The 12,651-nt window shown below is 62.4% G+C and carries 12 protein-coding genes; 4 read left to right on the plus strand and 8 right to left on the minus strand.

Annotation, left to right across the window (positions count from 1 at the left end; genetic code table 11):
- Positions 1 to 76: 76 nt before the first annotated feature.
- A complete protein-coding gene (locus ACIQUG_RS03055) occupies positions 77 to 1,531 on the minus strand; it encodes a TrkH family potassium uptake protein (RefSeq protein ID WP_402317251.1) in 1,455 nt (484 codons plus the stop codon).
- A 155-nt stretch (positions 1,532 to 1,686) separates the two neighbouring features.
- Between ACIQUG_RS03055 and ilvA the strand changes: the two genes are divergently transcribed.
- A complete protein-coding gene (gene ilvA / locus ACIQUG_RS03060) occupies positions 1,687 to 2,934 on the plus strand; it encodes a threonine ammonia-lyase (protein ID WP_402320538.1) in 1,248 nt (415 codons plus the stop codon).
- Positions 2,935 to 3,010: 76 nt separating this feature from the next.
- Positions 3,011 to 3,331, plus strand: a complete 321-nt coding sequence (locus ACIQUG_RS03065; RefSeq protein ID WP_112984212.1) for an HlyU family transcriptional regulator — start codon at positions 3,011 to 3,013, stop codon at positions 3,329 to 3,331.
- 170 nt (positions 3,332 to 3,501) lie between these two features.
- Here ACIQUG_RS03065 and ACIQUG_RS03070 read toward each other — a convergent pair whose 3' ends face one another.
- Positions 3,502 to 5,475, minus strand: a complete 1,974-nt coding sequence (locus tag ACIQUG_RS03070) for a bifunctional 2',3'-cyclic-nucleotide 2'-phosphodiesterase/3'-nucleotidase (protein ID WP_402320541.1) — start codon at positions 5,473 to 5,475, stop codon at positions 3,502 to 3,504.
- A 242-nt stretch (positions 5,476 to 5,717) separates the two neighbouring features.
- On the opposite strand from ACIQUG_RS03070, the gene ACIQUG_RS03075 reads away from it, so the two are divergent.
- Positions 5,718 to 6,965 (plus strand): diguanylate cyclase, encoded by a 1,248-nt coding sequence (locus ACIQUG_RS03075; RefSeq protein WP_402317254.1) that lies wholly within the window; start codon positions 5,718 to 5,720, stop codon positions 6,963 to 6,965.
- A gap of 15 nt (positions 6,966 to 6,980) precedes the next feature.
- On the opposite strand, the gene ACIQUG_RS03080 is transcribed toward ACIQUG_RS03075, so the two are convergent.
- Positions 6,981 to 7,442, minus strand: a complete 462-nt coding sequence (locus ACIQUG_RS03080; RefSeq protein WP_034791115.1) for an Lrp/AsnC family transcriptional regulator — start codon at positions 7,440 to 7,442, stop codon at positions 6,981 to 6,983.
- Between the two features lie 158 nt (positions 7,443 to 7,600).
- Here ACIQUG_RS03080 and ald point away from each other — a divergent pair, with 158 nt between their 5' ends.
- Positions 7,601 to 8,719, plus strand: a complete 1,119-nt coding sequence (gene ald, locus ACIQUG_RS03085) for an alanine dehydrogenase (RefSeq protein WP_402317258.1) — start codon at positions 7,601 to 7,603, stop codon at positions 8,717 to 8,719.
- Between the two features lie 41 nt (positions 8,720 to 8,760).
- Here the strand turns inward: ald and ACIQUG_RS03090 are convergent, their stop codons facing one another.
- From ACIQUG_RS03090 to ACIQUG_RS03110, 5 genes are all read right to left on the minus strand, one after another.
- Positions 8,761 to 9,228 carry a DUF1203 domain-containing protein gene (locus ACIQUG_RS03090; RefSeq protein WP_402317260.1) on the minus strand — a complete coding sequence of 156 codons (468 nt, stop codon included), beginning with the start codon at positions 9,226 to 9,228 and terminating at the stop codon, positions 8,761 to 8,763.
- A 92-nt stretch (positions 9,229 to 9,320) separates the two neighbouring features.
- Positions 9,321 to 9,884: a GNAT family N-acetyltransferase gene (locus tag ACIQUG_RS03095; protein WP_402317263.1), complete on the minus strand. Its 564-nt coding sequence runs from the start codon at positions 9,882 to 9,884 to the stop codon at positions 9,321 to 9,323.
- Between the two features lie 4 nt (positions 9,885 to 9,888).
- Positions 9,889 to 10,743: a 3-mercaptopyruvate sulfurtransferase gene (sseA, locus tag ACIQUG_RS03100; RefSeq protein WP_402317266.1), complete on the minus strand. Its 855-nt coding sequence runs from the start codon at positions 10,741 to 10,743 to the stop codon at positions 9,889 to 9,891.
- 16 nt (positions 10,744 to 10,759) lie between these two features.
- Positions 10,760 to 11,509: an alanyl-tRNA editing protein gene (locus ACIQUG_RS03105; RefSeq protein WP_402317268.1), complete on the minus strand. Its 750-nt coding sequence runs from the start codon at positions 11,507 to 11,509 to the stop codon at positions 10,760 to 10,762.
- A 7-nt stretch (positions 11,510 to 11,516) separates the two neighbouring features.
- A complete protein-coding gene (locus ACIQUG_RS03110; protein ID WP_402317271.1) occupies positions 11,517 to 12,557 on the minus strand; it encodes a cysteine synthase A in 1,041 nt (346 codons plus the stop codon).
- Between the last annotated feature and the right edge of the window lie 94 nt (positions 12,558 to 12,651).

The following is a 12,651-nucleotide window of genomic DNA, read 5'->3' on the forward strand; positions in this document are numbered from 1 at the left end:
TCCCCCATCGCCGGTTTCGACCGACATTCGGCATCTGCTGCACCGAGTCAAGACGATAGGGCCGCGAGGCGAATGGTCAATGCTTCCAGAAGACCGGCGTCAGGATTACCAGCACGGTCAGCACTTCGAGACGACCGAGCAGCATCATCAGCGACAGCAGATAGAGTTCGGGATCGCCGAGCGTCGAGAAGTTGCCGGCCGGGCCGATGATCGGACCAAGGCCCGGGCCGACATTGGAAAGGCAGGTAATGACCGCCGAGGTCGCGGTGACCAGATCGTAGCCGAGCGCGCCCATAGCGAGACTGCCGAGCACCCACAGCAGGATATAGGTGATGAAGAACAGGAAGATGGAGCGCTGCGTGTCAGCGTCGACGGTGTTGCCGCCATAGCGCACCGCATAGATCGCGTTGGGGTAGACGATCTTGTTCAGCCCCGACCGGATCGCATTGAAGAGCACGATGAAGCGATAGGCCTTGATCCCGCCGGCGGTCGAGCCGGAGCAACCGCCCATGAAGGTGGCGATGAAGGCTGCGATGATCACGAAGGGCCCCCAGAGGCTGTAGTCCTGGCTGGCATAGCCGCTGGTCGAGAGGATCGAGGTGATGTTGAAGAAGGAATGCGCCAGCGCCAGGTGGAATTCCACGCCATTGGCGAGCCGGTGGTAGATGGCCACGGCAATCGAGAAGGCCGAGAGATAGCCTAGAAATACGATGATCTGCGGGTCGCGCAGGGCATCGAGCCTGCCGCGGGCGACCAGCACGATCAGGATCGAGAAGGGCAGGCTGCAAAGCGCCATGAAGAAGGTGGCGGTCCAGAGCAACGGAATGCTGCCGAAGTAGGCGAAGGATGCGTCATGGGTGGAAAAACCGCCCGTCGCCACCGTCGACATCGCGTGGTTGATCGCATCGAAGCGGTTCATGCCCGTCAGGAAGTAGCCGATCGTGCAGAGAAGCGTGATGACAACGTAGATCGCCAGGAAGGCGCGGCTGAAGCTCGCGAGGCGAGCAAAGGGTTTGTCGCTGGTGTCGGAGGACTCCATCTTGAAGAACGACATGCCGCCGACCCTGAGATAAGGGATGATGAACAGGCCAAGCACGACGATGCCGATGCCGCCGAGCCAGCACAAAAGCGAACGCCAGAGCAGGAGCCCCGGCGGTGCGTCGTCGAGGCCGACGATCACGGTCGCGCCGGTCGTCGTGATGGCCGAGACGGATTCGAACAGCGCCTGGGCAAAATCGAGCTTCATCGACGACAGCCAGAGCGGGATCGCGCCGACAACCGAAAATACCGCCCACAGCATGTTGACGAGGACGAAGCCGAACTTCTTTGAAAACGGCGGCGGGCCCATGCGCGTCGCCATGAAGGTCGCAAGCGAAAGACCACCGACCATGAACGCCGAGGCGGCAAAGATCTGCCAATCCGAATGGCCGTAATAGAGATCGACCATCGCCGGCACCAGCATGGCGCAGGCAAGGTATATGCCGAGGATCGCCGAAATGTGCACGGCATGCCGGATCAGGGTTGCGTTCAAGCGTTCATTTCCCGGAAGAACAGTGTGGGCGTGCCGGTGGATTGGGCGGTACGCCATTTTCAACGTCGGCCCGATTCGAGTCAAAGCCATGGCTTCGGGCGTTGCGATGTGCAATAGCGACCGCCAGCGACCAACTCAACGGAAGACCGCACGTGATGAAGCAGGATGTCGAAACCGCAACCGAAGCCTTGCGGGAGATCTTCCCGCCGACGCCGCTGCAGCTCAACGAGCACCTGAGCGCGCGCTACGGCGCCAACATTTACCTCAAGCGCGAGGATCTTTCGCCGGTTCGCTCCTACAAGATCAGGGGCGCCTTCAACTTCTTCCGCAAGGCGATCGGTGCCGGTGCCTCGGGGAAGACATTCGTCTGCGCCTCGGCCGGCAACCATGCCCAAGGCTTCGCCTTCGTCTGCCGCCATTTCGGCGTTCCGGGTGTTGTGTTCATGCCGGTGACGACGCCGCAGCAGAAGATCGACAAGACCAGGATGTTCGGCGGTGAGTTCATCACCATCAAGCTGGTCGGCGATATCTTCGACCAATGCTACAAGGCTGCCCGCGACCACGTGGAAGCGATCGGCGGCGTCATGGTGCCGCCTTTCGATCACGCCGACATCATCGAGGGGCAGGCAAGCGTCGCGGCGGAAATTGCCTGGCAACTGCCGGAAGGCGTGGTCCCTGATCTCGTCGTTCTGCCGGTCGGCGGTGGCGGCCTTGCCGCCGGCGTCACCGGCTACCTCAAGGACAAGGTCGCGGCCGATCATTTCATCTTCTGCGAGCCGTCGGGTGCGCCGAGCCTGCGGGAAAGCCTGGAAACCGGCAGCGTTGTCACCCTCGACCAGGTCGACAACTTCGTCGACGGTGCCGCTGTCGGGCGGATCGGCGATCTGAACTTTGCAGCGTTGCGGCGCTTCTCGCCTGACCAGGTTATGCTGCTGGCCGAAAATGCCATCTGCCGGACGATCGTCGACATGCTGAATGTCGAAGGCGTCGTGCTCGAGCCGGCCGGCGCCCTTTCGATCTCGGCGCTCGAAGCGCTGGGCCCCGAGGCGCTTGCGGGCAAGACGGTGGTGGCGGTCGTTTCCGGCGGCAACTTCGATTTCGAGCGCCTGCCCGACGTCAAGGAGCGGGCGATGCGCCATGCCGGCCTCAAGAAGTATTTCATCCTGCGCATGGCGCAGCGGCCGGGCGCGCTTCGCGATTTCCTCAACCTGCTTGGGGACGAAGACGACATCTCGCGCTTCGAGTATCTGAAGAAGTCGGCCCGCAATTTCGGTTCCATTCTGATTGGCATCGAAACGAAACATGCGGAGAACTTCCCCGTGCTGAAGGCTCGCTTCGACGCTGCGGGGCTGCGCTATCAGGACATTACCGAGAACGAGATCCTCTCCAACCTCATCATCTGATCGGCGTGGGGGCGTCGCGGTCGAATATCGGCACTTAAGCTTTGACAGTGTCGGCCGCGGCGTCTAAGTCTTGGGCATGGCATCGTTTTTCTCGAAATTGTTCGGCCGCTCCGGCAACTCTGAAGACCAGGCGCAGGCAGCACCGGGGAAATCCGAGGCCTATGCGGATTGCACCATCCGCGCGACTCCGATGCGCGAGGGCTCCCAGTTTCGTCTGGCGGGCAACATCGAGAAAGTCTCGGCCGAAGGCGGCGCCAAGGTCCGCAGCTTCATCCGCGCCGATCTCTTCACGTCCGAGCAGGACGCGATCGACGCGGCACTGCGCAAGGGGCGCCAGATCATTGATCAGACCGGCCCGTCGCTGTTTTCCGACGATGCCCCGTCGCGCCAGGTCTGAGCCGCGCGCGTCTCTTCAAGATAGTCTAAAATAAACAGAAGCTTGCCTGTGTGAGCTCATGTTCGCGGCAAAAGTGTCGCGGATTTGAGCCGGCGGTTTAGCCTGCTGGATCGGCCAGGCGCCAAGTGTGTGGGCCACCGCAAGCGGCAGCCCACTGATCGATTCGTGGCTCAGAGCTTGATGCGGAAACGCGCAAAACCCTCGGCAGCGTCACCGGCGTCCTCGATCGTCACGCCCTTCACCTGCGCCAGGAACTGCCGCGCCTTCGGTCCGCTGTCGAAGGTCACGCTGGTGCCTGCGAGCGGGACGAAGGTCCAGTTGGCGTCGGCCGACGGGTTGATCGTGCCCTGGTCGATGATGTAGCGGACCACCACATCGCGGTTGGTGTCGGGCGCCACGAAGACCACCTTGTCGGCGCCGATGTCGGGGAAGTTGCCCCCGCCGCCGGCGCGGTAGTTGTTGGTGGCCACGACGAATTTCTGGGCCGGATCAATCGCTTGTCCGTTGAACTGCAGGTTCTTGATGCGGTTCGAGGCAGCGTTGATCGTGTTGCCGTCCTTGTCGAATTTCGGCGGTACGGAAAGGTCGATCTGATAGGTGACCCCGTCGATGACGTCGAAATTGTAGGACGGGAAGCCGCCGTTGATCAGCGGCGCGTCGGAAGCGCCCGGCTTGACCTCGTTGAAGATGCCGGCCGACATTTCCAACCAGTTGCGTACCTGCTCACCGGTAATGACCACGGCCTGCACCGTGTTCGGATAGAGGTAGAGATCGGCGACGTTCTTGATGGCGATGTCGCCGGCCGGAACGTCGGTGTAGTAGTCGGCGCCGCCGCGACCACCGGCCTTGAAGGGAGCGGCCGCCGAAAGCACCGGCAGGTCGCGGTGTTCGGTCTCCTTCAGCATCTCCTTGATATACCAGGTCTGCGCCTGGCTGACGATCTGCACCGACGGATCGTCGGCAACCAGGGCGAAGTAGGAATAGAGCGGCGCACTGGTCTTGCCGACGGGCGTGCGCACATAGGCAAGCGTCGCCTCGTGGTCCTTCTGCGCGGCCGCCAGGACCTCCGGCTTGTCGGCGACCTCGGCGATGACCTTCTTGTCCTCGCGGCGATAGATCGGGCGTGCCTCGCTCGTCGAACTGACGACGCGCCATTTGCCGCCGTCGCGCTCGATCAACAGGTCGATCAGGCCGAGATGCGAGCCCCAGAAGCCGCCCATGACGCCGGGCTTGCCGGAGATCAGTCCCTTTTCGTTGTCGACGCCGGCAATCTCCTTGAACTTCGGCCCGGGGAAATCCAGGTGGCTGTGGCCGGTGACGATCGCATCGATGCCTTCGATTGCGGCCAACGGTACGGAGGCGTTCTCGAGGTTCTCCGCATAGGCCTGCTGGCCGATACCGGAGTGCGAGAGCGCCACGACGATGTCGGCGCCTTCTTCGCGCATCTGCGGCACCCAGGCTTCGGCCGCCTTGACGATGTCGCGGGCGTTGGCCTTGCCTTCCAGGTGCTTGGCGTCCCAGGTCATTATCTGCGGCGGTACGAAGCCGATGAGGCCGACGCGGATCGAATGCTCCTGGCCGGAACCGTCCTTCACCTTGCGGTCGAGAATGACATAGGGCTTCAGGAACAGTTCGTCCTGGCGCGCATTGGCGGCAAGCGATCCTTTCGTCAGGTTGGCGCAGACCACGGGGAAATTCGCCCCGTTCAGCACCTTGAACATGAAGTCCAGGCCATAGTTGAATTCGTGGTTGCCGAGCGTGCCGCAGTCATAGCCGAGCACGTTCATGGCGGCGACGATCGGGTGGATGTCGCCATCTTTCATGCCGCGCTGATAGGCAATGTAGTCGCCCATCGGATTGCCCTGCAGGAAGTCGCCGTTATCCACGAGGATGGAGTTCGTCGCTTCGGCGCGGATGGCGTCGATGATCGAGGCGGTGCGCGCAAGGCCGACCGTGTCGTTAGGCTTGTCGCCATAGTAGTCGTAGGGGAACACGTGGACGTGCAAGTCCGTCGATTCCATGATCCTGAGATGCGCCTGATTGGCGGCGGCGCGCGCCGAGAATGGATGCAGCATGACGAGTGCCGAGGAGGCCGCGGCCCCCGCGAGAAGCGAGCGGCGCGTGAGGTGAAGCGGGGAAGTCATCGATGTCATGCGGTCCTCCATTTATCAAGAATGCGGGTCTTCATGGAAAAGGAATACAATCGGGAGTTTTGTGCGCTGGTCAGCGAACGACGGTGGGTTGGCGCCGACTATGCCGGAAAGCCGCCGTTTCCGAAAGCGGCAGATTTTCGCACTGAAAGGTCGAGCAACTGCGGGCACCTGGTAAAGTTTTCTTCAAGTTTCCTGGTTAACGGTGCTCCAGGAAACGGAACTTTCTCAAGCACATGCCAAACGCCAACCTTCTTCTCTTCGTCGGCGAGGCGCTGGTCTACGTGACGGCGATGATCGGGCTGTTGCACCTTCGTGCCCGACTGGGGCTCGGGGTATTTGTCGCCGCCCTTGGCGTCATGCACTTCATCGAAACCTATCTCGCTGCGGTCTTCTATGTGCAATTGCCGTTCGGCGTGATCTCGCCGGGATCGGCCGTGTTGTTTTCCGGCAAGTTGATGATGATCCTCCTCCTCTATGTGAAGGAGGACGCAGCAACGGTGCGCCAACCGATCTATGGCCTGCTCGCCGGCAATTTCCTCACCGTGGCGCTCAGCCTTCTGCTGCGGCAGCACGATACGGTATCGATCGTCGCGGAGCGCTCCGCCGACCTCGCCTTCATCGACGAGATGGGATGGCTGATGGTCTGGGGGACGACGATCCTCTACTTCGATGCGCTGATGATCATCCTGCTCTACGAGCGCCTCGGTCGGTGGTTGCGTCACTTCGTGACCGTCCGTTTCCTCATCTGCGGTGTCGTGGTGCTCACGTTCGACCAGGCCGCCTTCTATGCGGCGCTGCGCTGGTGGAACGACGCGCCGGCGGAGGTCTTCTGGGGCGGCTGGATGGCGAAGATGCTGGCGGCACCCTTCTATGCCCTTGCCGTCGGCCTTTATCTCAACCTCTCGCGCCACCCGTCGCTTGCCATGTCGGACCGGCCGCTCGGCGACATCTTCAACACGCTGACCTTTCGCGAACGCTACGAGGACCTGCTGTCGCGCTCCGGGCAGGACACGCTGACGGGCTCGCTCGACCGCAGCCGGTTCGAGGTCGAAGCACCGGAAATGCTGCGCGCGGCGACCGTGGCGAACGCTGCCGTCACCCTGATGATCATTGACGTCGATCACTTCAAGGGCGTCAACGACCGCTTCGGGCATCTCGAGGGCGACCGCGTGCTGCAACAGCTAGTCGAAACGGTGAAATCGAAGATTCGCCCCGTCGACCGCCTGTTCCGCTACGGTGGCGAGGAGTTCGTCATCCTTTGTCCGGAGATGGATCACGCCGATGGGCTGCGGCGCGCCGATGAAATCCGGATCGCGATATCGAGCCAGTTGTCGACGCCGGATGGGCGCCCGGTGACGGCGAGCATCGGGCTCTCGTCAACGCCGGCCGATGGGAGCTCGGTCGAGCATCTGCTGGCGCAGGCCGATCTGAGGCTCTATGCCGCCAAGGGACGCGGCCGCAATTGCGTCGTCGGCCGATAGGTCTTTCGGTGGCCTTCAGATGCCGACATTCGGCCGGTCGATGATTTCGCGCAGCGAAAAGCTCGAGTTGATCTTCACCACGTGGGGCAGGGCCGAAAGCCAGTCGCGGTGAATGCGCTCATAGTCCTGCAGATCCTTGGCCGCCACTCGCAGGATATAGTCGTATTCCCCCGACATCAGGTAGCAGACGAGCACGTTCGGACAGAGCTTTACCGCCGCCTCGAATTCGGCGAGCGTCTTGGCGAACTGCCCCGAGAGCGAAATGTGCACGATAACCATGATCTGGTAATCGAGCGCCTTGTGGGCGATCCGGGCATGGTATCCGGCGATCGTTCCCGACTTTTCCAGGATGTCGACCCGGCGCGAGCAGGCCGACGGCGAGAGCCCGACCTTGGCCGCGAGGTCGGCATTCGAGATCCGACCGTTCTGCTGAAGAATGCGCAGAATCGCATGATCGATGGCGTCAAGTTCGCTCATTGGTGATTTCCCTCAATCCTGCGCCTATTGTCGCAATATTATTCGAAATCAATGCGCGTTGGCTTTGATCTTTGCAAGGACATTCGATTGTCCGCGTGTTTTGCTGATTGCCTCGTCAAAAGCGGCGCAAAAGCCAATAACAGGAGAGGAACGCAAGAATGCGTGTCGGTTGCCCGAAGGAAATCAAAAACCATGAATATCGTGTCGGCCTGACGCCCGGCTCGGTGCGTGAATATGTTGCCCATGGCCACGAGGTAATCGTGGAGACCAAGGCCGGGGCAGGGATCGGCGCGGACGACGATGCGTACCGTGCCGCTGGCGCGAAAATTGTCGCGACGGCAAAGGACGTGTTCGAAAAATCGGACATGATCGTCAAGGTCAAGGAGCCGCAGCCCTCCGAATGGGCACAGCTGCGCGAAGGCCAAATTCTCTATACCTATCTGCATCTTGCGCCCGATCCGGACCAGACCAAGGGGCTGCTCAATTCCGGCGTCACGGCGATCGCCTACGAGACCGTCACCGACGATCGCGGCGGCCTTCCGCTGCTCGCGCCGATGTCAGAAGTTGCCGGGCGCCTGGCGATCCAGGCCGGTGCGACCTCGCTGCAAAAGGCCAATGGTGGCCGCGGCATCCTGCTCGGCGGCGTTCCCGGCGTGCTGCCGGCCAAGGTGACCGTCATCGGCGGCGGTGTCGTCGGCCTGCATGCCGCCCGCATGGCGGCGGGGCTCGGGGCTGACGTCAGCATCATCGATCGCTCGATCCCGCGTCTGCGCCAGCTCGACGATCTCTTTTCCGGCCGCGTACACACGCGCTATTCGACTATCGATGCACTGGAAGAGGAGGTTTTCTCGGCCGATCTCGTCATCGGGGCCGTGCTGATTCCGGGCGCTGCGGCACCGAAGCTCGTCACCCGCGAAATGCTGACCGGCATGAAGAAGGGGGCTGTCATCGTCGACGTCGCCATCGACCAGGGCGGCTGCTTCGAAACCTCGCATGCGACGACGCACTCCGACCCCACCTATGAGGTTGACGGCATCGTGCATTACTGCGTTGCGAACATGCCGGGTGCGGTGCCTGTGACCTCGGCGCATGCGCTCAACAACGCCACGCTGCATTATGGTCTGCAGCTCGCCGACAAGGGCCTGAAGGCGATCGCCGAAGACCGGCATTTGCGCGCGGGCCTCAACGTGCACCGCGGTCGCGTCACCAACGCGCCCGTCGCCGAAGCGCTGGGCTATGATGCCTATGCGCCCGAGGCAGTGCTGAACGTCGCCTGACAATGGTATCGGCCCGGCAGTAATGCCGGGCCGATTTCGTCTCAGGCCAGCTCTATCCGGCACTGGTAGCAATTGTTCCGGGTGGAACGGACGTGCACGGACGTAACGTCCGGTCTCGACAGTAATTCTGTCGCACGACTTTCCACTTCTTCCCTGACAACGACGTCGCCAGTTCCATAGACGATGCGCTCGTCCGCGCCGTAGCCGCGCAGCAAATAGTCGGCGCGTGAGTTCAGGATCGGCGGCAACGCGTTGCCATCATGCGCCGGGCAGGCCTCGGCATGCATGAACACGGGCCCGGTTTCCGCATAGGGCTGCAGGCTGGAAAACGGTCGAAGCGCGAAAACCAGATAGGGCGCGCCGGCCTCGACATAATCCAGGCAATGACGGCAGGGTACGCCGCCGCCATCGGAGATCTGTCGCTCCGGCGCATTGCCATAGGCGTCCAGCCCGCCTTCTCTCACCCGGCGAGCTTCCGCGTCAGACATCGGAATATAGCGCAACGACATAGTGTATCTCCTTGATCGGCTTTTGTTGTTCGATCAGGAGAGTGCACCGGCCGCGGCCATCTGGACACCCGGAACTTGCCGGATGGTGCTCGTCAGAGATTTTTCACCAGGCTCAGAAGCTCGGCATCGGTCAAAGGCTCGACCGTGGCTTCGCGGGTCGCGACCGGCGAGAAGCCGAATTGCTGATAGAGCTGCAGCGCGCGGGGATGATCGAGGTTGTTGGTGGTCACCGTCAGCTTGCTCGGGTTCAACGCCCAGGCGGCAAACAGCGTCTGCAGCAAGAACCATTTGCCGAGCCCGAGGCCGAGTGCGTGTTCCATCAGCCCGAAATGCACAAGCTCGACCACGTCGTCGTCGCCCTGATGCAGCTCGAAGAAACCGGCCGGCGCGCCGTTGACGTAAAGGACCGTCACGCTCCGCCGCTTGTCTCCAAGCAGGGCAGCCAGATCCTCGTCGCTCATCCGCAGCCGTTCGGTCCAATGCCAGCGGCGTCCGACGCGCAGATAGAGAAACCGATAGTAGCCGAGCGGAATGTCGGAGACGCGCAGGATCGCGGTCTGGATATTGACGGGCATCGGCAGGCTCTGCTTCGGCGGAGCCGTCATTTCGAGTTCGGTGACGTGCGCCGTCAGCGAGGCGAGCTTCGGAGTGCGCATGGCGTCACTCGCGACCCGTGACGACAGCGGTGTCGGCGCGTCCGCCCCATTCCGACCAGGATCCGTCATAGAGCGTGTTGTCGGTGTGGCCGAGCGACTGCAGCGCCAGGGTGATGATGGCGGCAGTCACGCCCGATCCGCAGGTGGTGACCACGGGCTTCGAAAGATCGACGCCGGCGGCGGCAAATGTCTGGCGGAGGCTTTCGAGATCCTTGAGCTTCCCGTTTTCCGAAAAGACGCCGGACGGCAGGCTGTGGGCGCCCGGCATGTGGCCCGAACGAAGACCGGCGCGCGGCTCGGCTTCCTCGCCATAAAAACGCGGGGCGCCGCGGGCGTCGGCGATCTGGATCGCGCCATCGGCGACGATCTGCTTCATTCCCATGAGAGACGTGACCGCGGCCGGCGTAAAGCTCGGCTTGAACGTGGCTGGCTTGGGCGAGGGGACGTCAGTGCTCACGGGTCGGCCTTCCCGCTTCCAGCCGTCCATGCCGCCATCGAGCACATAGACATTCTTGGCGCCCATGATGCGCAATTCCCACCACACGCGCGGCGCCGTCATGATGCCGGGGCCGTCATAGACGACGATCGTGTCGCTCTCGCTGACGCCCAACGCGCCGACGGCTTCGGCAAAGGCTTCCGGCGAAGGCAAGGTGTGCGGCAGGCCACTCGTATGGTCGGCAATGGCGTCCTGGTCGAAGAAGACCGCACCGGGAATGTGGCCGGCGTCGTATTCCGCCTTCGGGTTGCGCTTCTGTGCCGGCAGGTACCACGACGCGTCGAGGATCCGGATCGAGGGATCGCCAAGGCGCTCCTGCAGCCAATCGGCGGAAACGACAAAGGCGCTCTTGTTGTTGGTCACGGTCGCAACTCCTTACTCAAACTGATGCGCGGTCTTCGGGGGTGCCGAAGCGGATACGGAACCGGCGGTTCTCCTTACCCTTTTTCTCGATCTTGGCGATGTGGATGGCGCCGACTTCCTGCGTTTCCGACACATGTGTGCCGCCGCAGGGCTGGCTGTCGATCGCCGAGTTCTCGCCGATGCAGACAAGGCTGACGCGCCCAAGGCCGATCGGCGGGCGAACATTCTTCGACTTGACGATGCCAGGGTTGGCGGCGAGTTCGTCGTCGGTGATCCACTGGACGTAAACGGGGTGGTTTTCGTCGACCAGCTTCATCAGCGCTGTCGTGACCTCGTCCCGGTCGATCGTCTCGCTCATGTCGAAATCGACACGGCTCTCGTCCTCGCCGACCGAGGCTCCGGTAATCGGGAAGGGACAGACGACCGAAAGCAGGTGGCAGGCTGTGTGCATACGCATCAGCCGGTAGCGGCGCGGCCAGTCGATGTGCAGAACCAGCTTCTCGCCGATCTCGGGTGCCGGCTGGCCCTCGGCCGGCACGTGGACGATGATGTCCTTGGTCTCCCCATGGCGGGCGACCGCGATGTCGATGCGGCTGCCATCGGCGCGCTCCAGAAAGCCCGTGTCGCCGGGCTGGCCGCCGGAGGTGGCATAGAAGCAGGTCTGATCAAGCTCGATCCCGCCGTCTTCGAGGATTCCGGTGACGCTGGCCTCGCAGGTCGAGAGGTAGAAGTCTTCACGGAAGAGGGCGGTCACGGTCCTGGTCATCGCATTCCTATCCAACTGATTCGTATGGCACTGCAATGTTGGAAGCCGTCTTCAACCACGTTGGAACCGGCAGCCCCTTGGAGGCGAGGAAGTCCGGGTTGAAGAGCTTCGACTGATAGCGGTTACCATAGTCGCACAGGATCGTCACGATCGTATGTCCCGGTCCGAGATCCTTGGCGAGCCGCACCGCGCCGGCGATGTTGATGCCCGTCGAACCGCCGACGCAGATGCCTTCCCGTTCGATCAGATCGAAGACGTATGGCACTGCCTCCGAATCGGGGATCTGGTAGGAGAAGTCGGGCGTGAAGCCTTCGAGGTTGGCGGTGATGCGGCCCTGGCCGATGCCTTCGGTGATCGAGCTTCCCTCGGACTTCAGTTCGCCATTGGTGTAGAAATTGTAGAGTGCGGCCCCTTGCGGATCGGCAAGGCCGATCTTGATCGCCGGGTTCTTCGCCTTCAGCCCTTGCGCGACACCGGCCAGCGTTCCGCCGGAGCCGACGGCGCAGATGAAGCCGTGGACCTTGCCATCCGTGTCGCGCCAGATCTCGGGCGCCGTGGTTTCCACATGGGCGTCGCGGTTGGCAACGTTGTCGAACTGGTTGGCCCAGATCGCGCCGTTCGGCTCGGACTTGGCCAGTTGCTCGGCAAGGCGGCCGGAAATCTTCACGTAGTTGTTGGGGTTCTTATAGGGAACGGCCGGCACTTCGACGAGCTCGGCGCCAAGCAACCGCAGGGCGTCCTTCTTTTCCTGGCTCTGGGTTTCCGGGATGACGATGACGGTGCGGTAGCCGAGCGCCTGGCCGACGAGCGCCAGCCCGATACCGGTGTTGCCGGCCGTGCCTTCGACGATGACGCCGCCTGGCCGCAACTGCCCGGTGCGTTCCGCATGGCGGATGATCGAAAGGGCTGCCCGGTCCTTCACCGATTGTCCGGGGTTCAGAAACTCGGCCTTGCCGAGGATCGTGCAGCCTGTCGCGTCGGAAACGGATTTCAGCCGGATCAGGGGCGTGTTTCCGATTGCTTCGAGCACGGACGGGAGAATGGCCATTTTCAGAACCTCGTGTTTGAAGACAGGCACCGCGGCAAGGCGGCACGTACCAGGTAAAAACGAACGGCGGGCGGCGAATATCGACAACGTTCCG

This window comes from Ensifer sp. NPDC090286, from assembly GCF_044769565.1.
Lineage (GTDB): Bacteria > Pseudomonadota > Alphaproteobacteria > Rhizobiales > Rhizobiaceae > Ensifer.

Coding starts and splice junctions, on each gene's coding strand:
- ACIQUG_RS03095 (WP_402317263.1), bottom strand. CDS start 9,884: ATGCGCACTCCGAAGCTCGCCTCGCTGACGGCGCACGTCACCGAACTC.
- ACIQUG_RS03070 (WP_402320541.1), bottom strand. CDS start 5,475: ATGACTTCCCCGCTTCACCTCACGCGCCGCTCGCTTCTCGCGGGGGCC.
- ACIQUG_RS03080 (WP_034791115.1), bottom strand. CDS start 7,442: ATGAGCGAACTTGACGCCATCGATCATGCGATTCTGCGCATTCTTCAG.
- ACIQUG_RS03090 (WP_402317260.1), bottom strand. CDS start 9,228: ATGTCGTTGCGCTATATTCCGATGTCTGACGCGGAAGCTCGCCGGGTG.
- ACIQUG_RS03065 (WP_112984212.1), top strand. CDS start 3,011: ATGGCATCGTTTTTCTCGAAATTGTTCGGCCGCTCCGGCAACTCTGAA.
- ACIQUG_RS03105 (WP_402317268.1), bottom strand. CDS start 11,509: ATGACCAGGACCGTGACCGCCCTCTTCCGTGAAGACTTCTACCTCTCG.
- ACIQUG_RS03110 (WP_402317271.1), bottom strand. CDS start 12,557: ATGGCCATTCTCCCGTCCGTGCTCGAAGCAATCGGAAACACGCCCCTG.
- ald (WP_402317258.1), top strand. CDS start 7,601: ATGCGTGTCGGTTGCCCGAAGGAAATCAAAAACCATGAATATCGTGTC.
- ilvA (WP_402320538.1), top strand. CDS start 1,687: ATGAAGCAGGATGTCGAAACCGCAACCGAAGCCTTGCGGGAGATCTTC.
- ACIQUG_RS03075 (WP_402317254.1), top strand. CDS start 5,718: ATGCCAAACGCCAACCTTCTTCTCTTCGTCGGCGAGGCGCTGGTCTAC.